The 25,581-nt window shown below is 65.6% G+C and carries 25 protein-coding genes; 12 read left to right on the forward strand and 13 right to left on the reverse strand.

From position 1 onward, the window contains the following. The first annotated feature begins 85 nt into the window (after window positions 1–85). Both ACW9UR_RS24375 and ACW9UR_RS24380 read left to right on the forward strand, forming a co-directional pair. The gene (locus tag ACW9UR_RS24375) at window positions 86–418 is read left to right on the forward strand and encodes a helix-turn-helix transcriptional regulator (protein ID WP_458919679.1); all 333 of its coding nucleotides are present in this window, start codon (window positions 86–88) and stop codon (window positions 416–418) included. Further along, on the forward strand, window positions 408–1,730 hold the full coding sequence (locus tag ACW9UR_RS24380) for a type II toxin-antitoxin system HipA family toxin (protein ID WP_458919680.1): 1,323 nt from the start codon (window positions 408–410) through the stop codon (window positions 1,728–1,730). Before ACW9UR_RS24375 ends, ACW9UR_RS24380 begins: the two co-directional genes overlap by 11 nt. A 266-nt stretch (window positions 1,731–1,996) precedes the next feature. Here the strand turns inward: ACW9UR_RS24380 and ACW9UR_RS24385 are convergent, their stop codons facing one another. Together ACW9UR_RS24385 and ACW9UR_RS24390 are read right to left on the reverse strand one after the other, a co-directional pair. After that, entirely contained in the window at window positions 1,997–2,290 is a 294-nt protein-coding gene (locus tag ACW9UR_RS24385; RefSeq protein WP_458919681.1) for a CcdB family protein, read from the reverse strand. Between the two features lie 9 nt (window positions 2,291–2,299). Next, window positions 2,300–2,506, reverse strand: coding sequence for a type II toxin-antitoxin system CcdA family antitoxin (locus ACW9UR_RS24390; RefSeq protein WP_458919682.1), 207 nt, complete (start codon window positions 2,504–2,506; stop codon window positions 2,300–2,302). 757 nt (window positions 2,507–3,263) lie between these two features. Here ACW9UR_RS24390 and ACW9UR_RS24395 point away from each other — a divergent pair. After that, a complete protein-coding gene (locus ACW9UR_RS24395; protein WP_458919683.1) occupies window positions 3,264–4,154 on the forward strand; it encodes a recombinase family protein in 891 nt (296 codons plus the stop codon). Window positions 4,155–4,168: 14 nt separating this feature from the next. Here the strand turns inward: ACW9UR_RS24395 and ACW9UR_RS24400 are convergent, their stop codons facing one another. Next, a complete protein-coding gene (locus ACW9UR_RS24400; protein ID WP_458919684.1) occupies window positions 4,169–4,573 on the reverse strand; it encodes a PIN domain-containing protein in 405 nt (134 codons plus the stop codon). Next, on the reverse strand, window positions 4,570–4,812 hold the full coding sequence (locus tag ACW9UR_RS24405) for a type II toxin-antitoxin system Phd/YefM family antitoxin (RefSeq protein ID WP_458919685.1): 243 nt from the start codon (window positions 4,810–4,812) through the stop codon (window positions 4,570–4,572). Before ACW9UR_RS24405 ends, ACW9UR_RS24400 begins: the two co-directional genes overlap by 4 nt. A 454-nt stretch (window positions 4,813–5,266) precedes the next feature. Between ACW9UR_RS24405 and repA the strand changes: the two genes are divergently transcribed. From repA to repC, 3 genes are all read left to right on the forward strand, one after another. Next, window positions 5,267–6,367 (forward strand): plasmid partitioning protein RepA, encoded by a 1,101-nt coding sequence (gene repA / locus ACW9UR_RS24410; RefSeq protein WP_458919705.1) that lies wholly within the window; start codon window positions 5,267–5,269, stop codon window positions 6,365–6,367. Next, window positions 6,367–7,341 carry a plasmid partitioning protein RepB gene (gene repB / locus ACW9UR_RS24415; RefSeq protein WP_458919686.1) on the forward strand — a complete coding sequence of 325 codons (975 nt, stop codon included), beginning with the start codon at window positions 6,367–6,369 and terminating at the stop codon, window positions 7,339–7,341. The genes repA and repB overlap by 1 nt, the downstream gene beginning before the upstream one ends. Window positions 7,342–7,500: 159 nt before the next feature. Further along, window positions 7,501–8,634 (forward strand): plasmid replication protein RepC, encoded by a 1,134-nt coding sequence (gene repC, locus ACW9UR_RS24420; protein ID WP_458919687.1) that lies wholly within the window; start codon window positions 7,501–7,503, stop codon window positions 8,632–8,634. A gap of 77 nt (window positions 8,635–8,711) precedes the next feature. On the opposite strand, the gene ACW9UR_RS24425 is transcribed toward repC, so the two are convergent. Genes ACW9UR_RS24425 through ACW9UR_RS24435 form a run of 3 tightly spaced genes read right to left on the reverse strand, consistent with a single transcriptional unit; the run spans window position 8,712 to window position 11,948 of the window. Then, a complete protein-coding gene (locus tag ACW9UR_RS24425) occupies window positions 8,712–9,956 on the reverse strand; it encodes a sulfatase family protein (protein WP_458919688.1) in 1,245 nt (414 codons plus the stop codon). Next, the gene (locus ACW9UR_RS24430) at window positions 9,953–10,957 is read right to left on the reverse strand and encodes an ABC transporter ATP-binding protein (RefSeq protein ID WP_458919689.1); all 1,005 of its coding nucleotides are present in this window, start codon (window positions 10,955–10,957) and stop codon (window positions 9,953–9,955) included. The genes ACW9UR_RS24425 and ACW9UR_RS24430 overlap by 4 nt, the downstream gene beginning before the upstream one ends. Continuing rightward, complete coding sequence (locus tag ACW9UR_RS24435) at window positions 10,944–11,948, reverse strand: ABC transporter ATP-binding protein (protein WP_458919690.1); 1,005 nt, start codon at window positions 11,946–11,948, stop codon at window positions 10,944–10,946. Before ACW9UR_RS24435 ends, ACW9UR_RS24430 begins: the two co-directional genes overlap by 14 nt. A 143-nt stretch (window positions 11,949–12,091) precedes the next feature. Here ACW9UR_RS24435 and ACW9UR_RS24440 point away from each other — a divergent pair, with 143 nt between their 5' ends. Further along, a complete protein-coding gene (locus tag ACW9UR_RS24440; protein WP_458919691.1) occupies window positions 12,092–13,507 on the forward strand; it encodes a sulfatase-like hydrolase/transferase in 1,416 nt (471 codons plus the stop codon). On the opposite strand, the gene ACW9UR_RS24445 is transcribed toward ACW9UR_RS24440, so the two are convergent. Continuing rightward, window positions 13,497–14,180: a GntR family transcriptional regulator gene (locus ACW9UR_RS24445; protein WP_458919692.1), complete on the reverse strand. Its 684-nt coding sequence runs from the start codon at window positions 14,178–14,180 to the stop codon at window positions 13,497–13,499. The genes ACW9UR_RS24440 and ACW9UR_RS24445 overlap by 11 nt on opposite strands. A gap of 227 nt (window positions 14,181–14,407) precedes the next feature. Between ACW9UR_RS24445 and ACW9UR_RS24450 the strand changes: the two genes are divergently transcribed. The 3 genes from ACW9UR_RS24450 to ACW9UR_RS24460 all read left to right on the forward strand — a co-directional run bounded on the left by ACW9UR_RS24450 (window position 14,408) and on the right by ACW9UR_RS24460 (window position 17,900). Continuing rightward, complete coding sequence (locus ACW9UR_RS24450) at window positions 14,408–15,979, forward strand: ABC transporter substrate-binding protein (RefSeq protein ID WP_458919693.1); 1,572 nt, start codon at window positions 14,408–14,410, stop codon at window positions 15,977–15,979. A gap of 96 nt (window positions 15,980–16,075) precedes the next feature. Continuing rightward, window positions 16,076–17,023 (forward strand): ABC transporter permease, encoded by a 948-nt coding sequence (locus ACW9UR_RS24455; RefSeq protein ID WP_458919694.1) that lies wholly within the window; start codon window positions 16,076–16,078, stop codon window positions 17,021–17,023. Further along, window positions 17,013–17,900, forward strand: a complete 888-nt coding sequence (locus ACW9UR_RS24460; RefSeq protein WP_458919695.1) for an ABC transporter permease — start codon at window positions 17,013–17,015, stop codon at window positions 17,898–17,900. Before ACW9UR_RS24455 ends, ACW9UR_RS24460 begins: the two co-directional genes overlap by 11 nt. Window positions 17,901–17,903: 3 nt before the next feature. Here the strand turns inward: ACW9UR_RS24460 and ACW9UR_RS24465 are convergent, their stop codons facing one another. Genes ACW9UR_RS24465 through ACW9UR_RS24475 form a run of 3 tightly spaced genes read right to left on the reverse strand, consistent with a single transcriptional unit; the run spans window position 17,904 to window position 21,922 of the window. Continuing rightward, window positions 17,904–19,391: a M81 family metallopeptidase gene (locus tag ACW9UR_RS24465; RefSeq protein ID WP_458919696.1), complete on the reverse strand. Its 1,488-nt coding sequence runs from the start codon at window positions 19,389–19,391 to the stop codon at window positions 17,904–17,906. Next, a complete protein-coding gene (locus tag ACW9UR_RS24470) occupies window positions 19,388–20,869 on the reverse strand; it encodes a sulfatase-like hydrolase/transferase (RefSeq protein ID WP_458919697.1) in 1,482 nt (493 codons plus the stop codon). Before ACW9UR_RS24470 ends, ACW9UR_RS24465 begins: the two co-directional genes overlap by 4 nt. A gap of 12 nt (window positions 20,870–20,881) precedes the next feature. Then, window positions 20,882–21,922: a succinylglutamate desuccinylase/aspartoacylase family protein gene (locus ACW9UR_RS24475; RefSeq protein ID WP_458919698.1), complete on the reverse strand. Its 1,041-nt coding sequence runs from the start codon at window positions 21,920–21,922 to the stop codon at window positions 20,882–20,884. 66 nt (window positions 21,923–21,988) lie between these two features. On the opposite strand from ACW9UR_RS24475, the gene ACW9UR_RS24480 reads away from it, so the two are divergent. Both ACW9UR_RS24480 and ACW9UR_RS24485 read left to right on the forward strand, forming a co-directional pair. Further along, window positions 21,989–23,140, forward strand: a complete 1,152-nt coding sequence (locus ACW9UR_RS24480) for a mandelate racemase/muconate lactonizing enzyme family protein (protein WP_458919699.1) — start codon at window positions 21,989–21,991, stop codon at window positions 23,138–23,140. A gap of 26 nt (window positions 23,141–23,166) precedes the next feature. Next, window positions 23,167–24,330 carry a mandelate racemase/muconate lactonizing enzyme family protein gene (locus ACW9UR_RS24485; protein WP_458919700.1) on the forward strand — a complete coding sequence of 388 codons (1,164 nt, stop codon included), beginning with the start codon at window positions 23,167–23,169 and terminating at the stop codon, window positions 24,328–24,330. Between the two features lie 138 nt (window positions 24,331–24,468). Here ACW9UR_RS24485 and ACW9UR_RS24490 read toward each other — a convergent pair whose 3' ends face one another. Next, on the reverse strand, window positions 24,469–24,888 hold the full coding sequence (locus ACW9UR_RS24490) for a DUF6634 family protein (protein ID WP_458919701.1): 420 nt from the start codon (window positions 24,886–24,888) through the stop codon (window positions 24,469–24,471). Window positions 24,889–24,960: 72 nt separating this feature from the next. Further along, the coding region (locus tag ACW9UR_RS24495; RefSeq protein ID WP_458919702.1) for a M41 family metallopeptidase at window positions 24,961–25,581 on the reverse strand (621 nt) is incomplete at its 5' end.

The raw sequence follows: 25,581 nt of genomic DNA on the forward strand, positions 1-25,581 counted from the left end.
GCAGCCTCTCCTGCGGCATGATGTATAGAATACTGTACGTGAAGCGGTTTAACGTACAATTGAATGAACATGACAGGAGGCTGCGATGCCTCGTAAGAGAAGCTATTCCAGAGTAACGCGTCAAGCACTGGCCCTGCTTGGCAAGCTGATCCGCATTGGCAGATCAGAGCGCGGCCTGACGGCTCAGGAACTGGCCGACCGCGCCGGCATCAGCCGCACGACGCTCTACAGCATCGAGAAGGGTGCACCAGGACCCGAGATCGGCATCGTCTTCGAGGTCGCCTCGCTCGTCGGCGTGCGCCTGTTCGAGTACGACGAACGCACGATCCAAATGCACAACGCGCGCCTTGATGAAAAGCTCACGCTGCTTCCCAAGAGCGTCCGCCACACTGTGAAAGAGGTCGATGATGACTTCTAAGGCTGACGCAACCGAAGCATTCGTCTGGATGTGGCTGCCTGGCGCAACCGAGCCGGTCGTGGCAGGACGTCTTGATCAGGACGGTGATCGCCTGCTCTTCACCTATGGTGCCAGTTTTCGGCGCCGCAAAGACGCCATTCCGATTTACGACCCTGAACTGCCGCTACGCAAAGGTGTGATCGAGCCGATCAACGGCCTGTCTATGCCCAGCTGCATTCGGGACGGTTCGCCCGACGCTTGGGGACGCCGCGTCATCATCAACAGACTGACAAGCAAGAAGCCTGATGCTGCCGGCATTCCGGATATCAGCGAACTCACCTACTTGCTGCAATCGGGGTCTGACCGCATTGGTGCGCTCGATTTTCAGGCATCGGCAACGGAGTATGTCCCGCGCCTCGCTGCAGAAGCCTCGCTTGAGGAGCTGCTGGCGGCTGCAGAACTCATCGAAAAGGGATTGCCGCTCACCCCCGCGCTCGACCAGGCCCTCAATCACGGCACGTCAATCGGCGGCGCGCGCCCCAAGGCGCTCATCGACGACGGCAAGAAGAAATTCATCGGGAAGTTTTCATCGAGTGCGGACACGCACAGCGTGGTGAAGGCCGAGTTCATCGCGATGAAACTCGCAACAGCGTGCGGCCTGAACGCAGCGCCGGTGTCGATCACCAAAGCTGCGGGCAAAGACGTGCTACTGATCGAGCGCTTCGACCGCACACTCGCCAAGGATGGCTGGACACGCGAGGCGATGGTGTCAGCCCTGACCATGCTTGGTCTGGACGAGATGATGGCACGCTACGCGTCCTACGAAGACCTCGCCGAGATCATCCGCCGCCGCTTCACCGATCCCAAGGACACGCTGAAAGAGCTTTACGGACGGATATGCTTCAACGTGCTCTGCGGGAATACCGACGACCATGCACGCAACCACGCGGCCTTCTGGGACGGCAAGATGCTGACCCTGACGCCCGCATACGACATTTGCCCGCAGGGACGCTCGGGCAACGAAGCAACGCAGGCCATGCTGATCAAAGGCGATAACCGCATGAGCACGCTTGCGACGTGCCTTGCCGCCGCGCCGGACTATCACCTGAAAGAAGCTGAAGCCGCCGAACTGATCAAAGGGCAGATCACAAAGATCGCAGCAAACTGGGATGATGTTTGCACGCAAGCCGAGCTCAGCCCCGTCGACCGAAAGCTCTTCGCCGGACGGCAGTTTCTGAACAGCTTCTGCCTTCAGGGTCTGGACGGCTACAAAGCCCTGCAGGACGCCTTTCTTGCCGCGCGCGAGGCTTTGATCGCCGGCGGAGACGCCTGACGTGACAGCGGCGACCTCTCGCGACCTGACGTTCGATGAGAGCACAGCCTGTGGCCACGACCTACGGCGGAAGGCAAGACCCGTCGTCATCGACCCCTTGTCGTTAGCGCGTGAGCCGAAACCTTTGAACAAAACAATCAGGAAGCACCCGGCTTCAGCCGGGTGAGGATGTCACTAGTCTCTACTTGTCCAGCGACGATGTCTTCCGCATCCCGCACACCGTGCCCCTCGGCGACTGATCGGCACGCTCAGTGCGGCCTTACGCTTCAGAAGCCGTCGATCAGGATATCGAGGGCCCGCTTCAGCACATCTCGATGTTCACTGATTGACGCGATTGGCTCTCGCAACTCCACGCCCGGAACCGCTGCCAGTTCCAGAATCCGAACGACCCACTTCGTTCCTTCGATTTCGATCGTCGGCGTCAGACCGGGAAAATCTGCGTAGCGTCCGGCCTCCCGCAGCGGCGCCACAATGCGCGAAGCGTCGATACCAATCAGGTCAGTCTGCAGATCTACCACGAGTTGGCCGCTTTTCAGGCGGTAAAGATCGAATTGCGCCATACCTACAGCCTAAAAGCTGCGGTATCCGGCCAGCGCCAGGCCCTCGGATTCCATTTCGGATTCGTAGAGAGCGATTGCGGCCTGGTTTTCCTCCCGCCAGCGCCGGTTCCGCTCCACCTTGGCAGCTTCGGCAATAGCCCTCTCCGCGAGCCGAGACATGTTCAGCCCCAGGGAGCGCGCCGTTTCCGCAACGTCCGCGTCGAGAGTCAGATTCACTTTGACACGTCCCATTAAGGCCTCTCGGTGCATACGGATGATAAAGGAGTATAGTTCCTGCGCATTACCGACGCAAGCTTGCACTGGGGATATCAGCCACGGCTACCTGCCGCTGTCGCGTTGCCCTTAAAGAGGGTCATCCTCAATTTGTGTGGCGGAAGGGGAGAGATGGCTCTCCCTGTTCTGGATTCGTGAACAACCTACAACAACAAGGCCTGGACTGGGCTGTGTTGAAGGTTATCCGGCGGGGGGGTATCCCCGGTGAGGCCGCGGTCCGCCCCCTCTCACGACGACGCGCGAACCGGAGATGCGACGAACAGTGACGTCGAAGTCGCGAAGATCGAGATGCTTGTCTCCCAGATGGGAGGCCGCCCTGCCCACCCCCGCATTCCGCGCCCCTCGGCGACTGATCGGGACACCCCCGAGCCTCAATTTTCCCATCCCTATCATATTGAGTAAGCTTTGTATTCCTACTGCAAGTTCAATTAAAAGCACTTATTTGAACTTGCCTATGTGGATTGATAACCCCCATCTGGACCCATGTTGCCAGATCCGCTCCGGAAATCGACACCAAAGCTCGATCCTGGCCCCGGATTTCACGCCGAGTGGCCCTCAGGCCCTGCTCAGCAAGGGAAAACGGGCCATGGGGCACTGAGCGTGACGAGAGAGACTGCAGGTTCCGGGCCTGTGTCGATGTTTTCAATCGACCGTTTCGTTGCAACTTCCCCAATTGAAAATTCCGGGCTAAAACCAGCGTATGGCCCTTATCGGATACGCCCGCGTCTCTACCGGAGAGCAGTCGCTCGACCCGCAGATCCGCGAACTCGCGGCGGCGGGCTGCACGACCATCCATGAAGAGTACGCTTCAGGCGGCAACCGGGCGCGCCCGGTACTGGCGCGGGTGCTCGATCGCATCGAACCTGGCGATACGCTGGTGATCGTGCGATTGGACCGCCTCGCCCGGTCTCTGGCCCACCTGCTGTCCGTGATCGAGGCGCTGGATGCACGCGGCGCGCATTTCCGCTCACTGGGCGATCCGGTCGATACCGCGTCCCCCCAGGGCCGGTTCACCCTCCAGATCCTCGGATCGGTCGCCGAACTTGAACGCGCGCTTATCCGAGAGCGGACGCAAGCGGGACTGCGCGTGGCGCGGGCGGCCGGGCGCGTGGGCGGCAATCCGGGGCTGCGGGCGAAGGATGCCGCCGCGATCCGCAAGAACGCGCTCGCACGCGACAGCGCCTTCATGCATGCGCTGCTCCGCACCTCGGGGGAATGGGTGCCCATCGTTCGCAGGCACCGACCAGAACGGGACTGGCAGACGGTGACCGACATGGTCAATGCCAGCCTGCCCCGTGGAAATCAGGAATGGAGCCCCGAACGCCTGAAACGGGCCGCACGGCGCTTCGTGAAGGAAGGTATTCTGGATGCCGCCGTCATGGAGCGCGCGCCGCCACAGCACCGAAATGACCACCTAACTGCGGTTGTTGCAGCGATCGCGGGTGCTGAACCGCGCCCGACCCTGCGCCAGATCGCGGACCGGCTTCAGGACCTGCGCGAGCGTACGCCGCGCGGCGCTTCGCGCTGGAGCCTGTCCTCCGTGAAGATGCTTGTGGATCGCGCGCGTGCGCAGGGGATGCTGGATGGGTAGCGCCCCCAGCAACCTCAAAACGGATCGACCACCAGCACACCGGTAGGCGTAAAGTCCGCGGCATTGCCGGTCACAACCGCGGCATCACGACTGAGCGCTTGCGCCGCTATCATCAGGTCGGCGCCTGGATGCCCAATCCGCGCAGACAGATCCCCCCAGACCAGCGCATCCGCGGCGGTAAATTCTAGGACACGGTCCGCGAAAATCGTCACTGTCCGGTCCAGCCAACGGCGCAGGTCAGCTGCGAACGCCGAGTTGCGCGGCTCTTGCAGGCGGATGCCCCGCTCGATCTCGCCCAAGGTGATCACGCTTAGGAACAGTTCGGACTCGTTCTGCGCTTCGAGCCACGCCGCGACCTGGGGGGCACGATCGGGCCGCCGGACCGACGAGACGACATTCGTGTCGAGGATGAAACTCACAACGCGACGTCGCGCGGCTTTGCAGCGGCCCGCGGCACGTCTTCGCCCGGATAGGACATCAGGTGCTGGGCGAAGCTGCCGCGTTTTTCGCCGGCAGCGGCGACAAGGCGCGCGTATTCCACGGCCGAGACGACAACGACCGCAGGCTTGCCCCGGCGCGAGACTTCCTGCGGACGACCCGCCAGTGCCGCATCGACAACGGCGCTAAATCGATTCTTGGCATCCTGAAGCGTCAACATGGGGCACCTTCCAGAAAGTGACACCGGCCATCTAGCCAGCTACCTAGCTAACTTAGTGAGTCTGGAGAGGATTTCAAGCCCCAAGCCGGCTTTCCAGCCTCCGACGATTCGGCCCTGCGTATCCTCCGCAGCGGGATGCAGGCGGAAACAACGCGCCGGGCCAAACGCAGTGCCCACCAGCGTGCGCCACAGGTTTTGAACATGTTTTCAGGACCCTACGCTGGAAATAGTGCCCCTGCCCACCTCATCCACCATATTTTGACGTTCCGCTAAACCCGCGCATTCCAAAGAAATTGTTGCAATATTCCGCGCCCGGTGCATAAAAACGGAAAAAAGTGCGCTATCGGAAACGAGCGTTACTAATCAGATCGAGGCCGCAGTGCTCCAGGCATTAACCATCAACCAGCGCGTTCGAGAGAATGCCGAGAACCTCAGCGAAGCCCTGCAGAACCATATGCTGCAGGTATTCTCGCCCGATGCCAAGAAGGTCCTGCGCCCGTTCACGGCCGGTGAGGCCGCGGAACTACTGGGGATTTCGACCAGTTTCCTGCGCAAGCTGCATTTCGACGGCAAGATCCCCGAGGTTCACACCTCTCCCGGCGGGCGGCGCCACTATTCCGCCACCGAGGTGATGGAGATCCGGCGCATTCTCGAGACGACGGCCAAGACAAAATACAGCTATCTGAAGGGACGCAGGCCGGGCGAGAAGCTCCAGGTTCTGTCTTTTCTCAACTTCAAGGGCGGCAGCGGCAAAACGACCAGCTCGGTCCATACCGCGCAACGGCTGGCGTTGAAAGGCTACCGCGTGCTGGCGGTGGACATCGACCCGCAGGCCTCGCTGACGACGCTGTTCGGGTTTCGGCCCGAATACGATTTCTTGGAATCGGGCACGATCTATGATGCAATCCGCTATGAAGACCCCCTGCCCCTTTCCGCGATCATCCAGAAAACATTCTTTGAAAACATAAACTTAGCACCTGCGGGACTGTTACTGCAAGAGTTTGAGCACGAGACCCCTCAAGCGCTGATCAACAATGTGCAGCCCCCTTTCTTCAGCCGCATGGCAGCGGTACTTGAGGAGGTAGAGGCCGAGTACGACGTGGTGATCTTCGATTGCCCGCCGCAACTGGGCTACCTGACGCTCTCAGCCCTGTGCGCGTCCACGGGCGTGCTGATCACGGTCGTGCCGAACATGCTGGACATCGCGTCCATGTCGCAGTTCCTGCAGATGAGCGCCGACCTTCTGGACGTGGTGTCCGAAGCCGGCGCCAGCATGGAATTTGATTTCCTGCGCTTCCTGATCAACCGGTACGAGCCGAACGACGGGCCGCAGCAGCAGGTCGTCGCTTTCCTGCGGCAATTGTTCGGGAACGAGGTGATGGTCGCACCGATGCTGAAATCGACTGCGATCTCAGATGCGGGGCTGACGCATCAGACCATCTACGAGGTTGAAAGATCCCAGTTTCACCGCACGACATATGACCGTGCGATGGATTCACTGAATCTGGTGAATGACGAAATAGAGTCGCTTCTCCAACAGGCATGGGGGCGTTGATGGCACGCAAGGGCATACTGACGACGACAGCAAAGGCAACGGCCGAGAAGGACAGCGCGCCGCGCCCTCGGATGATGCCCAAGGGCGCTGTCGGGGCATTGCAATCCTCGTTGACCAAGCTGCAGGAGAACGCGGTTCAGGAAATCGACGCCGCGTTGATCGACGATGCCGGGATCGAGGACCGGCTGGGACAGGACAGCCAGGCATTTTCCCAGCTGAAGGAAAGCCTTGCGACCTATGGCCAGCAGGTTCCGGTGCTGCTCAGGCCCCATCCCAAGACCAAGGGCCGCTACGAGATCGTCTATGGCCGGCGCCGGATGAAGGCGCTGCGCGAACTGGGCCTGCCGATGAAGGCGATGGTCCGTCAACTCGACGATCATGCGCTGGTCATGGCGCAGGGGCAGGAAAACACCTCGCGGCAGGACCTGTCGTTCATCGAGAAGGCCAGTTTCGCCGCGCAATTGCAGGACGCCGGCTATGACCGGCAGACAATCGCGGCGGCGCTGTCGATAGATCTGCCGATGGTCAGCCGGATGCTGAAGGTGGGCACCGCATTCGACCTGCCCTTCCTGCGCCAGATCGGCTCGGCCCCCGGTATCGGGCGCGACCGATGGATGGCGCTGGCCACGCTGTTCCAGGACACGGCGGCCCGGTCTCGCGCCGCGACGTTCATGAAACGGCCCGAGTTCGTCACGCTCGAATCCGACGCCCGTTTCGAAGCAGTGTTCGAGCGCGCGGCACGGAAACCCGAAACCCGATCCAGGCCCCCTGCCCCACCGAAGCCGCGCACGGTGCGCAGCACGGATGGCAAGGCCCTGGGCGAAGTCCGGGCCACAAAACGCGGGGTCAGCGTATCGATCCCCGCCAATACCGCCGAAGGCTTCGACCTTTGGCTGAACGACAACGCAGAGGCAGTGCTGCAGGAGCTTCACGAACGCTGGAAGAACCAGCGCAGCGAAGAGGGAAACCAGTAAAGGAGGCACAGAGCAGGACAGCATAAAAAAAGACCCCCCAGGATCGCACCCGGAAGGCCTTCTCTTAGCTCGCACCTCTGAGATAGCGCCCAACATCTGATCCTGTCAACTCCGCAGTGCGCTGCGGAGGCGGGGAAGTGTTGTCTTCAGTGAAATTACATGAAACATGCGTCCCAAATCGAGTTTGGGCGGCCGGAGGAGGCTGTCCAGGCGTCGGCGGAGCCATGCAAATGGGAAATCCTCGACGCGCTGACCGAAGCGGCCGAGCCCATCGGCCTGACCCATCGCACCCTGAACGTATTGCGCGCACTGATGACCTTTTTGCCGGACCGGCACATCAGCCCGGACCCTGTCCGCGCCACCGTGTTCCCCTCGAACCGGGTACTGGCAGAGCGGCTCAACGGCATGCCCGAAAGCACGTTGCGGCGGCATCTGAGCCAGCTGGTTGCCCTCGGCGTTGTCAGCCGTCACGACAGCCCGAACCGCAAGCGCTATGCCCGTCGTACCGGACAAGGCGTGGCGCTCGCCTTCGGGTTCGATCTGTCGCCGCTGGCGCTGAATGCCGCCGGGATCTTCTCGACCGCACTGGACTGCCGCGAGAAGCGTGCGCGGGCCATGCTGCTGCGCGATCAGGTCGCGGAACTGCGCCAGGACCTCATCGAACGCACGGCCCCCGGACGCCACACCGAGCTTCTTGAGGCGACCCGACTGCTGCTGCGCCGCAAACCGGACCTGGACGTGTTGACCTCAGCGCGGCAAGCCCTTGCCGCCGAGCTCGACTTGCTGCCTGGCGCCACCGTCCCCGAGCTGCGCATTTCCCACACTCAGTCATGCGTTTCGGGCGGCACCGACAGCCAGAATGAGCGGCACATACAGACTACAAAAAAAACTTGTTCTGACTCTGAAGATCCAGCCGATACGGCGACGGCTGACACACTGCAGACGGCAGGGAAAGGGCAGGGGCCCTCGTTGCACGAATTCGTTGAATGCTGCACCGAAACCCGGTCGCTTTTTGCTGAGAGGATTGGCGATTGGGGCTCGCTGATTTCAATCTCGGACAGGGCCGCGCCAATGCTGGGGATCGACTGGCCGGTGGTCGCTCAGGCGCGGCAGGTGATGGGCCCACAGCAGGCGGCTTTGGCAGTTCTATGCATCCTCGAGAAGCATTCCAGCATCAAAACGCCCGGAGCCTATCTCAGGCGCTTGACGCAGAAGGCTGCGAGTGGGAAATTCAGCATCGTCCCGATGATGAGCAGCGTCATGCAGTGCAGAAAAGCCGGGGTTGTCAGCTGACAATCAATAATACTGTGTATTTACAGTTGGATAGCTATTGTCAGGACTTCAATATGGCCAGATTTGCCTGCAAATGCCTAGGTCGACAGCAGCGCGATGCCCTCGGTATCGTCGATCCGGCTGGCAAAGGCCAATGCCTGGGCACGCAAGGCCTCGATCGTGCCGGTTTGCGGGGCATAATGCTTGTAGCGCTCGAACCCCGGGTCCGGGCGCGGGACGTCGAAGATGTTTATCTCTTCCTCGGGATCGGCGTTGATGTTGTAAAGCTCGTGCGCCCCGGTCTGCGACAGGATCAGCTTCCAGCCGTCCTCCAGCCAGGCGCGCTGAACGATCCCGCTGACATGGGTGATGTTCTGAACGTAGTACCCTTGCCGCCACTCCGGCACATAAGCGCCGCGGACCAATGGCATCAGGCTATCACCGTGGCACGGGCCCTCGGGCGCAAGCCCAGCCGCATCCAGCAGCGTCGGCGTCAGGTCCTGAAGCCCGACAATTTGGGAACGCACGGCCCCCGCCGGTGCGGTCCCCGGCCAGGATGCGATCATCGGGATGCGGATCGCTTCTTCGTGGCAGACGAACTTGTGCTCGCCCTCGGCGCGGTAGAGGAAAGTCTCGCCGTGGTCGGAATAGTAGATCACCAGTGTCTCGCGCCGCAGCCCGGTCCGGTCGAGCGCGTCCATGATACGCCCGATTTCGTGGTCAAGCGCGCTGACGGCAGCGTAGTACCCGGCGAAGGGCACTCCCCTGTGGCGGTAGGGTTCGTAGAAACGGGCCGGAGCGGTGAAAGGATCGTGCGGCGGGTAATAGCTTTGGACCATGACGAAGGGCTGCGCATTGCCTTCGGCGGCCTGCTCCTCGAGGTATTCGATGCAGGCGTCGGTCTGCACCGTGGGGCGATACTCGCCGTCCAGCTTGCCGTCGATCCAGTGCCCACAACGCGAGTTGAAACTCTCTTGCCAGACGTCGAAGAAGGGCGGCTGCGCTTCGCCCAAGTGCCATTTTCCGAAGTGCGCGGTGCGATAGCCGGCGGCCTTCAGCCGGTCGAACACGGTTGTTTTGACCGCGCCCACCTCGGCAAAGGCGTTGTCGATGCCGTAGACATTGTCGATGATCCCGTGCGCGCTGGGATAGACGCCGGTCCACATCGTGGCCCGTGCTGGGGTGCAGACCGGCCAGGGAGTATAGGCGCGGTCGAAGCGGACGCCCTCGCTTGCCAGCCGGTCGAGGTTCGGCGTCTGCACAAAGGCGCTGCCCGCGCAGCCCATTGCGTCGGCCCGGTGCTGGTCCGAGAAGATCAGGACGATGTTCGGCGCTTTGCTCATGGTGTGCTCCGCGTATCAAGCGAGGTGTCGGGGTCCAGCAGGTGGCAGCTGGCGCTGTGTGCCGCACCCAGGGCGACGGGCCGGGGCTGCTGCGTCCGGCAAATGTCGGCCGCGTGGGGGCAGCGGGTGTGGAACCGGCAGCCGGAGGGCGGGTCAATGGGGCTGGGAATGTCGCCCAGCACCGCCGGGGCAGGGCGCTTGCCTGGCTCGGAGCGCGGGACCGAGGCCAGCAGCGCCTGCGTATAGGGATGTGCAGGCCGGTCGAAGACCGCGTGCTTCGGTCCGGTCTCGACGATCTGGCCCAGGTACATTACCGCGATCCGGTCGGCCATGTGCCGGACGATGGCCATGTCATGGCTGATGAACAGATAGGTCAGCCCCTGCTCGCGCTTGATGCGCTGCAACAGGTTTACGATCTGCGCCTGCACCGAGACATCCAGCGCGGAAACCGCCTCGTCGCAGACAAGGAAGTCGGTCTCCAGTGCCAGGGCGCGGGCGACGCCGACGCGCTGGCGCTGACCGCCCGACAATTCATGCGGGAAGCGGGTGGCGAACTCGGCCGGCAGGCCCACCATGTCCAGCAGTTCGGCCAGTCGCGCGCGGCGGGTGGCGTCGGTGCCCTCGGCATGGACTACCATCGGTTCCAGGATGATTGCGCCGATAGTCATGCGCGGGTTCAGCGAGCCGAACGGGTCCTGGATCACGATCTGGATCCGGCGCCGGAACCGTCTCAGCGCATCGTCGCCCAAAGCGCGCAAGTCGGTGCCGCCGATCTCGATCCGGCCGTCGTCGGCCTCGATCAGGCGCAGCACCAGTCGGCCCACTGTGGTCTTGCCGCAGCCGCTTTCGCCGACGACCGCCAGCGTCTCGCCCCTGGGGATCGAGAAGGACACGTCGTCCACCGCCCGCACGACCTGAGGCTGTCCGCCCAGCAGCCCCTTGGCGCCCACCCGGAAATGCCGGGTCAGGCCGCTGACACGAACGAAATCACCGTTCGCCATGAGCGGCCTCGTGAACGGCAGGGTGCTTGTAGTCGCTGTGGCGGATGCAGGCAGCGCGTTGGCCGCCCGCGAAGGCTATCAGCGGCGGGTCGGCGGCATCGCAGGCCGCGTGGAAATGCGGACAGCGTGGGCCGAAACGGCAGCCGTTCGGCCGGGCATGCGGCTGGGGCACGGTGCCGGGGATGGTGGGCAGCTCGGCCACATCCCGATCCACCGGCGGATGGCTGTGCATCAGCCCCTCGGTATAGGGGTGGCGCGGGGTGCGGTAGATCTGGGTGACGCTGCCGGTCTCGACGATGCGGCCCGCGTACATGACCGAGACATCGTTGGCATAGCCCGCAACCACGCCCAGATCGTGGGTGATCAGCAGGATACCCATGCCCATTTCGGCCTGAAGCTCGTGCAGCAGGTCGAGGATCTGCGCCTGTATGGTGACGTCCAGCGCGGTGGTCGGCTCGTCGGCGATCAACAGCTTCGGTTTGCAGGCGATGGCGATGGCGATCATCACGCGCTGCCGCATCCCGCCGGATAGAAGGTGCGGGTATTCGTCCATGCGGCGTGCGGCGGCGGGGATGCGCACCCAGTCCAGCATTTCCAGCGCCCTGCGCCGCGCCTCGGTGCGGGTCAGGCGCTGGTGAACCAGCAGTGTCTCGACGATCTGTTCGCCCACAGTCAGTACCGGGTTCAGCGCGGTCATCGGCTCCTGAAAGATCATCGAGATCTCGGCCCCGCGAATGCGCCGCATCTGCCTGTTGTCCATCGCGGTCAGGTCTCGACCGTCGAAAGCGATCCGGTCGGCCTCGATGCGGAACTGACGCGGATCATAGAGCCGCATCAGCGCCATTGCCGAGACCGATTTGCCGCTGCCGGATTCGCCCACCAGTCCGTGCGTCTGCCCCCGCGCAAGGTCCAGATCCACACCCTCGACCAGCGCGAGCGGGCCGAGGTGCACGCTCAGGCCCCTGACCGAAAGAAGCGGCTGCTGGTCCATGCTGTCATTTCTCCTGCCGGCGGGCGGTCGGGACCGAGGATCGTCGGAAAACCACCGCAGAGAAAGGTGGTTGCGATTATCGTATACGATTATACAATCCGCCCGAGACGAGTCAACGTGCCAGCACCGGAGGCCAGACCGACATGACCGACACCCGTCCCGACATCATCGTCGTGCTGGTCGACCAGATGCGGCGCGACGCTCTTGGCTTCTACGGCGATCAGAACGTGCGCACGCCGGTTCTGGACGGCATGGCGCGCGGCGGGCTGGTGTTCGACGCGATGTGCTCGACCTTTCCGTGCTGTGTGCCGTTCCGGTTCTCGATGATGACGGGGGAATATGCCCATTCCCGCATGGTCCCGGCGCTCGGCTACCGGATGTCCCCGGCCGAGCGGACGCTGGGCGAGGCGGTACAGGCGGCGGGCTATCGCACGGGCTATGTCGGCAAGTGGCACCTGCACTCGCTTTACGGCACCGTGGGCGGGCAGACGCTGGCGCAGGCGAACCGGACCCCGATCCCGGCCAGCCACCGGCGCGGGTTCGAGCATTGGCGCGGGTTCGAACTGCGCAACGATTTCCACGACACATGGCTGTTCGAGGATGACGCGCAGGAACCGGTGCGGCTGGAGGGCTATCAGACCGACGCCCTGTTCGGGCTGGCTCAGGACTGGGCGGTGCAGAAGCGCGACGATCCGGGCTTCCTGATCCTGTCGGTCGAGGCGCCGCACCCGCCCTTTGTCGCCCCCGACGCGGCGGTCGAGGTCGTAAGGGCGCGCGGGCCCTATACGCCGCGCCCAAATGTCGATGTCGAGGGGATCGCGGCCTTTCCGCCGGAATGGCACCGGATGCTGGGGCAGGGGCGGCGGATGGAGGATGTCCCACCCGACGAGCGGCGCGCGATCTTCACTCGCAACATGCAGGCCTATTACGCGATGATCGAAGTGATCGACGCCAACATGGGCGCGCTGCTGGACGTGCTGCGCACGCGGCCCAACGGGCGCGAGACGGTGGTGCTGTTCCTGTCGGATCACGGCGAGCTTGGCGGCAGTCACGGGATGCTCGGCAAGGCGGAGCCCTACGAGGAATCCGTGCTGGTGCCGATGATTGCCTGGGCCACGGACCCGGCGCTGGTGCCGCCGGGCAGGCGCTGCGCCGCCCCGGTCGGAACCGAGGACCTGTTTCCCACGCTGGCGGGCCTTGCCGGAGGGCAGGAGCCGGATGCCCCGGGCCGCGACCTTTCGGGCCTGATTGGCGGCGGTCCCGCGCCTGAGGAGGCGGGCGTTCTGCTGGAGTTCACCGCCGAGGTGCGCCCCGCACGGCGCTATCATGATGAGACATGGCGCGGGATCCGTACGCGGGACCGGAAATACGTGGTGATCGGCAATTCGGACGGGGTACGCCCGTGGATGCAGTTTGATCTGGCCGAGGACCCGTACGAGCAGCGCAACCTTGTGAGCGATCCGGCCCATGCCTGGGACCGGCGCGACCTGCACAGGCAACTCGTCGCGCTGCTTCAGCGAACCGGCGACGATTTCCCGATCGGTGCGTTCAGGGCGTAGCGGCAGCGTCGCCCCGGTCGCGCAGGCGCTCGTAGTTCACCGCGTCGGGCACTTCGAGAATGTGCTTCTCCATCGTCTCTTCCAGCGCCGCCTGATCGCCGTCTCGTAGCACGTCTACCAGGTCGAAATGCTCCTGGACGACGAATTTCAGGTTGTCCTGAAGGAAGGTGGACAGGCCGATCACGATCGTAAGCTGCCGAGCCAGCGGCTCCCACGCCTGCATCAGCGCGCGGTTGTCGGTCAGGCTGCACAGAACCCGGTGGAAATCCATGTCCAGCATCGCCAGCCGGAAACTGTCGCCATGTTCGGCGGCGTCGCGGATCTGCTCGGCGCAGTCGGTCAGCGGGTCCAGCAGGGCAGGGTCCTTCGCGGCGGCGGCCTGGACTTCCTTTGCGGCCATCAGCTCCAGCGCCAGGCGAACCTTGCGCAGGCTTTTCATGCTGTGGGGCGTCACCTCCATCAGGCGCATGCCGCGATAGGGGATGTTCTCGACCACGCCCTGGCTTTCCAGCAGGCGCAGCGCCTCGCGCACGGGAACGCGGCTGACGTTCAGCTGGCGGGCGACCTCGGCCTCGACGATGCGGTCGCCGGGCAGGAACTGGCCACGGGCGGCGGCCTCGACGATGGACTCGACGATGCGCTCGGCCAGCATCTTCGGCGCGATGGGGGTCATCCTGCTTTTGCTATCGGTACGAGCCATCCGTTCCCTATCCCTGGCAGCCGCGCGGGCGGCCGTTTCGTGCATCCCGCCATCTATCAGCCGAGCGCGACACAGTCCGCAGAAAAATTAGATGTTCCAATTAACCGTATAATCGTATACGATAATACGATATCGACCCGCGAAACTCAATAGCGTCGCCAGAGCGCCCTGTCGCGGGCCTGTTCAACACGGAGGAACAGATGACCGGACCACATGCAAAAACCGAAACCAGGGGCGTCGTCAGGCGTGTACTGCTGACCGCCGCGACCGTCGCGGGGCTGGCCGCCGCGCCTGCGCACGGGCAGACGGAGGGGGGCGAGCTGGTGCTTGCGCAGGGCGCGAACCCGCCAAGCCTGGATGCGATGACCTCGTCCTCGGAATCCGCGCGCAACATCAACATGAATATCTTCGAGTCGCTGGTCACCATCGACGAGAACGTGAACCCGATTCCGATGCTGGCCAAAAGCATCGAGCCGTCGGACGACCTGATGACCTATGTCTTCCCGCTACGCGAGGGCGTGAAGTTCCACAACGGCGACGAGATGACCGCTGCCGACGTAAAAGCCTCGCTCGAGCGGTATCGCGAGTTCGGCGCGACGCGCGGTATGCTCGACAAGGTGGCCGATATCGAGGTGACGGGCGACTACGAGATCACCTTCCACATGAGTGAGGCGACGCCGACCTTCATCGAGGCCTTCGCCTCGCCCCGCGCGCCCGCCGTCATCATCCCCGAGGAAGAGGCCGGGAAGGGCGCCAACGAGATAGAGATTATCGGCACAGGGCCCTACAGGTTCGTCGAATACGTTCCCGACAGCCATGTGAAGCTGGAGAAGTTCGCCGACTACACCGCGAACGAGGATTTCGACGGTCCGACCGGCTTTGGCGGCAAGAAGACCGCCTATCTGGACAGCGCGACCTATCGCATCGTCCCCGAGGCCGGCGCGCGGATCGCCGCGCTGGAAGCGGGCGAGGTGCAATGGGCCGACCAGTTGCCGGTGCCTGCCGCCAAGCGGCTGATGTCGGATGCGGAAATCACCGTGTTCGAGGCCCGGCAATGGGCCTTCCTGACGCTGATCATGAACTGGAAGCTGGCGCCGACGGATGACGTGAACTTCCGCCGCGCGGTGCTGCACGCGATCGAGCCGGAAGAGGTGATGGCGATCGCCACCGAGGGCTTCTACGATCTGAACCACGGCTGGCAGTACCCGGACCGGACCTACAACGCCGGCGATATCGGCAAGGAGATCTACGAGGGTGCGCATACAGACCAGGCCAAGGAGTTCCTGGCGCAGTCCGCTTACGACGGCGAGGAGTTCCTGATCCTGACCGATCCGAACTACGGGGAGCACAGCCGCGCCGCCGTGGTCATCGCCGAGCAGTTGAAGGGCATCGGCATCAACGCGGTCGTCAAACAGCTGGATTGGGCCACGGTGCTCAAGATCCGGCTGACCGACGAGGGCTGGAACGGCTGGACCCTGATGCAGGGGCTGGAGCCTTTCCTCGGCCCTTATGGCATCGCAGCCAAGATGACCGGCGATCAGCCGCACCAGCGCGGCACCGATCCGGTGATCGACGATGCCTACAACCGGCTGATCACCGGCGCCACGGTCGAGGACCGGCAGCAAGCCTTCGCCGACATCCAGACCGCCGTCTACGACCTGGTGCCGCAGATCAAGATCGGTGACGTCGGCCGGATGCAGGCCGGATCGGCCAGTCTGAAAGGGTTCAAGCCGTTCCGTGCGCCGCGGCTGAACGATATCTGGCTGGAATAGTGTAGTCTCCCTGAGCGGCGGGCGGTCTGGGCCGCCCCCCGTACCGCGCCCGCCGATCCGTCGGCGGGCGCCCAAGACCCGAAGGCAAGGCAGGCGATGCACCGTTTCATCCTTTCCAGACTGCTGTCCGCGATCCCGGTGCTGTTCGTCGTCTCGCTGGTGACGTTCCTGATCATGTGGCTGGTGCCGGGCGACGTGGCCTCGCAGATCGCCGGACCCGACGCCTCGGCCGAGGAACTGGCCGCCATCCGCGAACGATTGCGGCTGGACCGCCCGATGCACGAGCAGGCGCTGGTCTGGTACGGCAACCTCATGCAGGGCGATCTGGGCCAGTCATACCTGCTGAACCGCAGCGTCGTGGGCGCGGTGCTGGAACGGTTGCCCGTCACCCTGTCGCTGACCGCCGCCTCGCTGCTGCTGGCGATCCTGTTCGGCGTGGTGCTGGGCGTCGTCTCGGCTACCAATCACAACACCTGGATCGACCAGGCGGCGATGACCGGCGCGCTGCTGGGCCTGTCGCTGCCGGATTTCTGGTTCGGTCTGGTGCTGATCTTTTTCTTCGCGGTCGAGCTGGGGTGGTTCCCGACCGGCGGCTACGTGCCGTTTACGGAGGATCCCGTCGGCTGGCTGCGCAGCATGGCGCTGCCCGCCTGCACGCTGGCGTTTACCCAGATGGGGGTGATCGCGCGCATGGTCCGCTCGGGCATGCTGGAGCAGCTGGGCCAGGACTATGTGCGCACCGCCAAGGCCAAGGGGATGCCGCGCAGGCTGGTGCTGTTCAAGCACGCGCTGCGCAATGCGCTGATCCCGGTGATCACGCTGGTGGGCGTGATGACCGGCATCCTGCTGGGCGGCGCGGTGGTGATAGAGGTGGTCTACTCGCTGCCGGGCGTGGGGCGGCTGATCATCGGCGCGATCCAGAACCGTGACTATCCCATCGTGCAGGGCGGGCTGCTGATGACGGCGGCGATCTTCGTCTTCGTCAACATCGCCGTCGACATCCTTTACACCGTGGTCGATCCGAGGGTCCGAAATGTCCGATAGCGCCGCGATAGCGACCACCGGCCAGTTTCGCGCCACCCTGCGCGAGGCGCAGCGACAGATGCGCGGATTGCTGCGTCACCGGTCGATCCGGGTCGGCGGCGTGCTGTTCGGCAGCATCGTGCTGTTGGCGCTCTTCGCGGACGTGATCGCGCCCCACGACCCGAACGAGAACAACTACCGCGCCATGCTGGCCGCCCCCGGAAACGGGCACCTGTTCGGGACCGACGCGTTCGGGCGCGACATCCTCAGCCGGGTGATCCACGGCACGCGGCTGTCGCTGCTTGTCGGGTTGATGGTGGTGGCGGCAACCGGGATCCTGGGAACGGTGATCGGCACTCTGACCGGCTATGTCCGCTGGCTGGACGGGCCGGTGATGCGGGTCATGGACGGGCTGATGGCCTTTCCCGGAGTGCTGCTGGCGATCGCGCTGGCCGCCGCGCTGGGGCCCTCGGTGGTGAACGCGGCGCTGGCGCTGACAATTACCTTCACGCCGCGCACGGCGCGGATCGTGCGCGGCAGCGTTCTGGTTGTGCGCGAGATGCCCTTTGTCGAGGCCGCCCGTGCCTGCGGTGCCCCGCACAGGCGGATCATCCTGCGCCACATCCTGCCGAACTCGCTGCCGCCGCTGATCGTGCAGATGACCTTCGTGTTCTCGGTCTCGATCCTGGCCGAGGCGGTGCTGAGCTTCATGGGTGTCGGTCCGCCTCCGCCGACGCCGAGCCTTGGCAACATCATCGCCGAGGGCCGGGCCTATATCCAGGAGGCGCCGTGGATCGCCCTGACGCCCGGTGTCGCCATCGCCATGTCGGTGCTGGGTCTGAACATCATTGGCGACGGGCTGCGCGACAGCCTGGACCCGCGCCTGCGGAACCTCTGAGGGCTAGCTGTAGGTTTCGACCACCGGAGTGAAGGTGGCAATGTCGTCGAGCGGGTAGAGCGGGCGCTGGCACACCGCATGCCCCAGCGTCTGCACCTGCGCGCTGGTCGCCCCGATCGCATCGACTGACAGCACCGTGTCGGCCCAGTCGTCGTAGAGTTGCGGCTGACAATGCGGGGATTTCACGATGTTGATGTCATGCGCCTGCGGATGCTCGCCATGCGCCAGGAACAGCGAGCGGTCGAACAGCTGCACCGGCTTGCTGTGTGCGATGATCGTGACATTGCCCGCGCGCAGCTTGGCGCAGGGTCCGGCGTCCTCTGGCACGCCCCAGGTCTCCATCCGGTAACGCCCGTCCGAGAGCATGGCGACCTGCGCCTCCAGTTCCAGCGGGGCGAAGCGCGGATCGCAGGTGCCGCCAAGGCTGAACCGGGCGGTCGAGCCAACCCCTGCGGCGAAGGCGGCCCGGACGGCGGGGGCGTCCACGACCGGGACGAGGATCGTCGCCGTCACCCCGGCGTCGACCAGCGCGCGCAGGACCTCGACGCTGTCGCCCGAGCCGCCCGAGCTGGGCGCGTCGGCGGCGTCCTTCAGGATCAGCGGCAGGCGGCCGGTCCGGGCGTGGTTCACCGCCTCGTCCAGCGAGGCCAGATCCGCCTGCATCGCCGCGCGCTGGTCGAAGAAGCCTTCGGCGATGCGGCGCACCGCGCGTTCGGCGGCCTCGGTGTCGCCATTTGCGACCGCGATGACCTGCGAGCACAGCTCGGGTACGTCGGTGAACGGGTTGCCGATCATCACCTGCGCCGAGACGACGTCGTTCTTGCCGACCTCGGCATCGGCGCGGGCGATGAACCGGCCATAGATCCCGGTTTCGGTGATGCACTGGTCGCCGCGCACCAGCATCGGCACCCGCAGGCGGGCGGCGACCGGGCGCAGGCGGCCTTCGAGCTGGTCGATCATCAGCCGCGCGGCGCGCGCCCCGGCATCGGCGAAATCGACATGCGGATAGGTGCGCAGCGCCGCCATGGCGGAGCAGGCGGCCAGCATCCGCGCGGTAAGGATGCCGTGCAGGTCCATCGACATGGCGAAGGCGGGGCCATCGCCGACGATCTGGCGTACTGCGTCCAGCACGTCGCCCTCAGGGTCGGTCTGGCCATCTGCGGACATTGCGCCGTGCAGCAGGAAGAGCACGCCGTCCACACCCTCGTCCGCCGCCGCGCGGACGGCCTCCAGCAGCTCGGCCCGGATCGCCTGCCAGTCGGCGGCGGCAAGCGTACCGGCGCTGCAGGCCAGCGCGCTGTAGACTGGGACCGGGGTGATGCTCGGCGCATCGTCCAGCACCTCCAGCGCGCCGCCGGCATAGGTGTTGGTCCCTGTAAAGGCCGCGCGCATCGCCTCGCCCGCGTGAAACGCATAATCGGCGCGGGTGCTTGGAACCGGGTTGAAGGTCGAAACCTCCTGTTGCAGCGCGATGATCAGAACGCGTTTCAAGGGGCGGTCCTTTCCTTTGGGGGTACGTCCACCCAGCTTTCGGCCGGGTCGAGATCGCGGACATGGAGAAGCGGCGGGCGCGTCTGCGCGGCCCAGCCGTGAAGGATGCGCTTCTCCGCCTCGCGCCGGGTGACGGCCGCGCGGATCGCCTGCGGATCCCAGCCCTCCAGAACCAGCGCCGTCAGCCGGGCGCGGGTCTCGGCGTGGGCCGGGTCTTGGGCAAGGTCGTGCATCTCGTCCGGGTCGGCCGCAAGGTCGAACAGCATCGGTTCGTACCCGTCGATCCAGATCAGCTTGTGATCGCCGTCGCGCACCATGCGCTGACAGGTCGGCTCGGGTCCGGTCCAGCCCGCCATGCTGTCGGTGACGTATTCGCTGAAGGTCCGGTTTTGCCACGGGGCGCCCGGATCGCGCGCGACCGGCAGCAGGCTGCGCCCGCGGCTGGCGGGCAGGGCAGGGGCCCCGGCGGTGTCGATCACCGTGGCGGCAAGGTCGGTCAGGTTGACCACCTGCGCCCGCCGCTGCCCTTCGGGCAGGTGGCCGGGCCACGACAGGATCAGCGGCACGCCGGCGGACTGTTCGTAGAACGTGTTCTTCCACCAGTGGCCGCGCTCGCCGATCTGCTCGCCGTGGTCCGAGCAGTAGATGACGAGCGTGTTCCGGGTCAGCCCCGCACGGTCGAGCGCATCCAGTACCGCGCCGATCAGCCGGTCGAGCCGGGTGACTAGCCCGTAGTGCGCTGTCCGCGCGCGGGCGATGTCGGATGGGGCAGGGGTCTCGATCCCGCTTTCGCGGCGCCATTGCGCCAGCCACGGGTGTTCGCGGTCCGGCCTTGGCAGGCGTGGGCTATCGACCCGGCCCCGGTAGAGGTCATAATCCTCGGGGTTGGCGACGAACGGGCAATGCGGCAGCAGGAAGCCGACCATCAGGCAGAACGGATCGTCCGTCTGCCCCCGCGCCGCCAGCCAGTCGCAGGCCAGCGCGGCGGTTTCCTCGTCCACGCTCTGATAGGCCGAGTTCCCCGGCCCCGACAGACGCAGCGAGTCGGCGCACGGCCCCTGCGCCCCGGCAAGCGGCCCGAGATCCTGGCGCGGCACGCCGGGCCAGTGCGGGCCCGCGTCGCCGCCCAGCCGATCTGTGAAGCCGTGCAGCTGGTCCGGGCCGACCGAATGCATCCGCCCGATCAGCGTGGGTCGGTAGCCCGCTGGCCCCAGTGCGTGCATCCATGTCGGGCGGTCGCTGGCAAGCTGGTCCTGAAGCGTCCAGCACTGCTGGTCCGAGGGCCATTGCCCGGTGAAGGCCGACATCCGGCTGGGCACGCAGATCGGCGAGGGGCAGTAGGCCGCGTCGAATGTCACACCCGTCGCGGCCAGCCGGTCCAGCGCGGGCGTCTGCACGATCCTGTCGCCATAGCACCCGGCGACCCCCCGCGCGTGCTGGTCGGACATGATGTAGAGGATGTTGGGGCGGGTGTTCATCCCGGCGTGCCGTCACCAGTCATCGGAATAGGGCTCCATGACCACGGCAACCGCGTCGCCGCGCCTTGCCCGGCCCGGTCCCGCCGCCATCCAAAGGACGCCGCCCTGCGCATAGGACAGTTCCAGCGGCGGCGTGTCCAGATCCTCGGGGCTGTGCAGATAGCCGGCGGGCTGCCCGGCCTCGACCGCCTCGCCGGTGCGGTGCAGCGGCTCGAACAGGCCGTCGCGCGGGGCGAAGATATAGGCATCGGAGGAGCGGACCATCATGTGCCTTGTGCCGCTTTCACCATTGTCCTGAGTGGTGTCGGGCGTGCCCTCGATCACGCCGAAATGCTTGAGGATGTTCCGCACGCCGCGCTCGGTGATGCGTACGCCGTCGACGTTGACCCGGCCCCAGCCGCCGACCTCGGTTCCCAGCGAGAGGATGCCGCGCCGCTCTACGCAGGAGGTGAAGGTCGCGCCCTCATCCACGCCGCTGAACACGACATTGTAGGGCGCGCCGAAGGCGGCGGCGGCGGCCATCGTGCGCTCGCGCAGGGCCGCGTCGGGCGAATGGTGCATGTTCGTCGAGAGCGCCGAGTCGAACGAATGCCCGGCGGTGTGCAGATCGACCGAGACATCGGCATGCGGCAGCACCACCGAGTCCAGGAAATGCGCCAGCATCGGTGTGAAACTGCCGCGCGGATCGCCCGGAAAGCAGCGGTTGATGTCCCAGCCGTCGATGGGCGACAGCCGCGTATCGGCCACCGCCGAGGGCACGCTGACGCAGGGCAGGATGATGACGCGGCCCTGCACCTGCCCCGGATCGAGGCTTTGCGCCAGCCGGGACAGGGCGATCTGCCCCTCGTACTCGTCGCCATGCACTCCGGCGGTCAGCAGCACGGTGGGTCCGCTGCCGTTTGCGATTGTGATCACCGGGATCTCGACCGTGCCCCAGCCCGAGTTGTTCCGTGACAGTGGCGCGCGGGCATAGGCCTGCTGGCGGCCCTGTTTTCCGAAATCCACCGCGCAGGTGATGCGCGATCCCGCTGTCGAGGGCGAAATTTCGGACATATGGGTTCCCCTGACTGAGTTTTTCGTATAATCGTATACGATAATACGCCTGTCAAGGATGCTGCCATGAAGATAACCCGTGTCGAGTCCCTGTCTTTGCAGGGCCGGTCCCCCAAGGGTGGCTGGGCGAACGAGATCAAGCCCGAGGATTCGATCCACGCGCTGATCGTGGTCGAGACCGACGGCGGGCTGACCGGCATCGGTTCGGTCTTTACCGACGGGCCGCTGGCGCGGGCGGGGCTGGACGTGTTGCGCCCGCTGCTGATCGGCGAACGCGCGGACGAGCCGATGCGCGTGGCCGAGAAGCTGCACCAGAACACGTTCTGGATGGGCCGGGGCGGGACGCTGACGCATGTGATCTCGGGGATCGACATCGCGCTTTGGGATATCTTCGGCAAGGCGACCGGCCAGCCGGTCTCGCGGCTTCTGGGCGGGACGTATCGGGACAAGGTGCGGGCCTATGCCTCGATCCTGATGGACGAGCCCGACGTGATGCGCGACCGCACGGCGTTCTTCCGCGATCAGGGCTTCCGGGCGATCAAGATCGGCTGGGGCCCGTTCGGTCGCCGAGACAGCGCCGCCCATGACGAGGCGATCATTCGCGCCGCCCGCGAGGGGTGCGGCGACGATTGTCAGCTGATGGTGGACGCGGGCGCCTCGGACGCGGACTGGCAGCACGAGTTGAAATGGGCGCTGAATACCGCGCGGATGCTGGCCGATTACGATGTCGCCTGGTTCGAGGAAGCCCTGCGCCCCGATGCGATGGACGATTTCCGCGAGCTACGGATGCAAAGCCCGGTGCCGATCGCGACTGGCGAATGCTTGACCCGCCGCCAGAGTTTTCTGCCGTGGTTCGAGGCGCGCGCCATCGACATCGTGCAGCCCGACGTGACCAAGGTTGGCGGCATTTCCGAGCAGATCCGCATCGCCCGCGCGGCGAACGATCACGGGATCAAGTATGTCGGCCACGGCTGGAACACCGCTGTCGGGCTGGCGGCGGACTTGCAACTCGCCGCTGCCGTGCCGACCGCGGACCTGGTCGAGTTCATCGGCGGCTCGCCCTATATCGACGAGCTGGCCGAGATGCCCTGGGCGCTGGATGCGGACGGTATGCTGCCCATCCCCGAAGCGCCGGGGCTGGGCATTTCGCTGAACCTGGGCGCGCTGGCCGGGATGACCGACAATCCCGACGCCGTGGCGATGCTGCGCCGCGCGTGATGACCGCTGCTGAAGAAGGCCACGCCATGAAAATCGAAGCCGTCGATTTCTTCTACCTGTCGATGCCCGAGGTTACGACCGCCGCCGATGGCAGTCAGGATGCGCTGGTGGTGCGCGTCTCGGCAGGCGGGCTGACCGGCTGGGGCGAGTGCGAGGCCTCGCCGCTGGCGTCCATCGCCGCCTTCGTCGCGCCGATGTCGCATGGGGCGTGCCAGCCGGTCTCGGCCTCGGTGCTGGGGCAGACGCTTGAGGGGCCCGAGGACATCCGGGCGATGGCGGCCGCAGTGGCCTATAACTCGATGGACCTTCTACAGGCCGCGCACACCTGGTCGGGGATCGAGATGGCGCTCTGGGATCTGCTGGGCAAGGCACGCGGCGTGCCGGTGTGGAAGTTGCTGGGCTACGAGGCGGCCTATCCCAAGCTGCCCTATGCCTCGGTCCTGTTCGGCCCGACCCCGCAAGAGACTCTGGAGCGGGCGCGCACGATCCGCGCCGACGGGTTCCGTGCCGCCAAGTTCGGCTGGGCGCCCTTCGGCGACGGCCTTCAGGGCGATATCGACCAGCTGGACGCGGCGCGCGAGGGGCTTGGCCCGGACGGCGTGTTGCTGATCGACGCCGGCCAGATCTTCGGCGAGGATGTCGAGGCGGCCGCTGCCCGGCTGGAGGCGATGGAGCGCAACCGCGTGACCTGGTACGAGGAGCCCTTCGCGGGCGATGCGCTGGCCGCCTATGGCGCGCTGTCTGAGCGGATGGACACGGTCGGCCTTGCCGGGGGCGAGGCCGCGCACAACCGCCACATGGCCCAGCACCTGATCGACTTCGGCGGTGTCGGCTACATCCAGATCGACTGCGGCCGGATCGGCGGCATCGGCCCGGCGCGCGATGTGGCGGCTTATGCCGATTTGAAGGGCGTGACTTATGTGAACCACACGTTCACCTCGAACCTGGCGCTGTCGGCCTCGCTCCAGCCCTATGCCGGGCTCGAGGCACACCGGATCTGCGAGTTCCCGACGACGCTGCAGTCGCTGGCGCGCGAGTTGACGGCGAACCATATCGCGCCCGATGCCGAGGGCCTGATCCACGTCCCCGACGCGCCCGGACTGGGGATCGAGATCGCCGCCGACGCGTTGGAGCGCTACCGCGTCCCTGTCGAGATCCGCGTCGGCGGGCGTACGGTATTCAACGGGTAGTCGGCGCGACTGGCTCGACCACTTTCCAGAAGAGCTGCACAAAATAGAAAGTCGCTTTTGTACTCTTCGGACTACTAGCCTTTTGACAGTCGTTGTTTATGGGGCGGTGGTCTCCTTAGTCCACGCATTTTCTTCGTCTCACCCCGACCCGAGCGCCGCTCTCAGCCGCTCCCTGTGGGCCGCCACGAACGCGACCGCCTCGCAATGCGAGAGCGGCCGGCACCCCGCCGCTACCGCGCCGAGCACATGCGCCGTGGCTTCAGCGGGAGGCGTGGCCTCGGCATAGGGCGTGCCGAGCCGGTACCAGCGGCTGAGCGTGCGCGCCCAGCGGCCCTGCGGATCGAGTGCGAGCAGCACCGAGGTGTCGATCGGTCCGTCCGGCAGCCTCGGGTGATCGGTCACGCTCCCGAGGAGGGTGGCCACCGGGGCGTGGGGCGAGACCGCCACCTGCCAGGGGTCGATCAGCGGGGCGGCGGCGAGGGTGTCGGGCGCCGGTGCGGTCCCGGATGCGTCGAGGGCGGCGCGGATGCGGGCGGCGAGGTCTGTGGGGTGTGTCATAGCGATCTCCTGTGGTGGTCGGGCTGTGGGAGGCGTGTCCGAGCGCGGTGGCGGGCTGCTGCGGCGCAGGTGTCAGTCAGGTTGGTATCCGGACGGCGGGCCCAGAGGCACGGGATCCGGGGCAGGGGGCGTGGGTGCGGCGCGGTGCTGCGCATCCGGTGGCGCTGCGAGTTGCGGTGCGACCGGCGCCAGCCAGCGGTCGAGTGCCGGGGGGCGCAGCTCGCGCGCGGCCAGGAGCGCGCCGGCCATCCGGGTGAGGTGGTCGCGGTGTTTCTGCAGGATCCGCGTGGCGCGCTCCTCGGCAGTCTCCAGTCGGGTGCGGACGCGGGCGCGCAGGTCCGGGTCGTCGAAATGCCGAAGCGGATCCGCCGTGCCGGACCAGGTGGGCCCGTGCGCGCCGAGGCCGAGGGCGGTGTCGATCGCGATCGCGATCCGGGTTGCCACCGCGAGATCGCTGTCCTCGGCCCCGCCGGACCCCGCGGAAACCGTACCGAGCACCAGGCGTTCGGCGGCGCGGCCGGCGAGGGTGAGCGCGAGCTCGGCCTCGACATCCGGGAGCAGGCCCTCGCGCGCGTCCCGGTCGCGGTGGATCTCGCCGCCGCCGGGGGTCAGCAGCACGCGCTGCACCGTGCCGAGGCCGAGCGCCGCGCAGGCGAGGGCGTGGCCGCATTCATGCACCGCGCTGCGCCAGCG

It is taken from the genome of Halovulum sp. GXIMD14794 (assembly GCF_054457455.1).

Excerpts from the sequence above, each read along its gene's own strand:
- repC (WP_458919687.1), top strand. The coding sequence starts at position 7,501 with ATGAAACATGCGTCCCAAATCGAGTTTGGGCGGCCGGAGGAGGCTGTC.
- ACW9UR_RS24440 (WP_458919691.1), top strand. The coding sequence starts at position 12,092 with ATGACCGACACCCGTCCCGACATCATCGTCGTGCTGGTCGACCAGATG.
- repA (WP_458919705.1), top strand. The coding sequence starts at position 5,267 with ATGCTGCAGGTATTCTCGCCCGATGCCAAGAAGGTCCTGCGCCCGTTC.
- ACW9UR_RS24490 (WP_458919701.1), bottom strand. The coding sequence starts at position 24,888 with ATGACACACCCCACAGACCTCGCCGCCCGCATCCGCGCCGCCCTCGAC.
- ACW9UR_RS24405 (WP_458919685.1), bottom strand. The coding sequence starts at position 4,812 with ATGTTGACGCTTCAGGATGCCAAGAATCGATTTAGCGCCGTTGTCGAT.
- ACW9UR_RS24450 (WP_458919693.1), top strand. The coding sequence starts at position 14,408 with ATGACCGGACCACATGCAAAAACCGAAACCAGGGGCGTCGTCAGGCGT.
- ACW9UR_RS24385 (WP_458919681.1), bottom strand. The coding sequence starts at position 2,290 with ATGGCGCAATTCGATCTTTACCGCCTGAAAAGCGGCCAACTCGTGGTA.
- ACW9UR_RS24460 (WP_458919695.1), top strand. The coding sequence starts at position 17,013 with ATGTCCGATAGCGCCGCGATAGCGACCACCGGCCAGTTTCGCGCCACC.
- ACW9UR_RS24380 (WP_458919680.1), top strand. The coding sequence starts at position 408 with ATGACTTCTAAGGCTGACGCAACCGAAGCATTCGTCTGGATGTGGCTG.
- ACW9UR_RS24395 (WP_458919683.1), top strand. The coding sequence starts at position 3,264 with ATGGCCCTTATCGGATACGCCCGCGTCTCTACCGGAGAGCAGTCGCTC.
- ACW9UR_RS24425 (WP_458919688.1), bottom strand. The coding sequence starts at position 9,956 with ATGAGCAAAGCGCCGAACATCGTCCTGATCTTCTCGGACCAGCACCGG.
- ACW9UR_RS24430 (WP_458919689.1), bottom strand. The coding sequence starts at position 10,957 with ATGGCGAACGGTGATTTCGTTCGTGTCAGCGGCCTGACCCGGCATTTC.
- ACW9UR_RS24375 (WP_458919679.1), top strand. The coding sequence starts at position 86 with ATGCCTCGTAAGAGAAGCTATTCCAGAGTAACGCGTCAAGCACTGGCC.
- ACW9UR_RS24435 (WP_458919690.1), bottom strand. The coding sequence starts at position 11,948 with ATGGACCAGCAGCCGCTTCTTTCGGTCAGGGGCCTGAGCGTGCACCTC.
- ACW9UR_RS24445 (WP_458919692.1), bottom strand. The coding sequence starts at position 14,180 with ATGACCCCCATCGCGCCGAAGATGCTGGCCGAGCGCATCGTCGAGTCC.
- ACW9UR_RS24470 (WP_458919697.1), bottom strand. The coding sequence starts at position 20,869 with ATGAACACCCGCCCCAACATCCTCTACATCATGTCCGACCAGCACGCG.
- ACW9UR_RS24480 (WP_458919699.1), top strand. The coding sequence starts at position 21,989 with ATGAAGATAACCCGTGTCGAGTCCCTGTCTTTGCAGGGCCGGTCCCCC.
- ACW9UR_RS24455 (WP_458919694.1), top strand. The coding sequence starts at position 16,076 with ATGCACCGTTTCATCCTTTCCAGACTGCTGTCCGCGATCCCGGTGCTG.
- ACW9UR_RS24485 (WP_458919700.1), top strand. The coding sequence starts at position 23,167 with ATGAAAATCGAAGCCGTCGATTTCTTCTACCTGTCGATGCCCGAGGTT.
- repB (WP_458919686.1), top strand. The coding sequence starts at position 6,367 with ATGGCACGCAAGGGCATACTGACGACGACAGCAAAGGCAACGGCCGAG.
- ACW9UR_RS24475 (WP_458919698.1), bottom strand. The coding sequence starts at position 21,922 with ATGTCCGAAATTTCGCCCTCGACAGCGGGATCGCGCATCACCTGCGCG.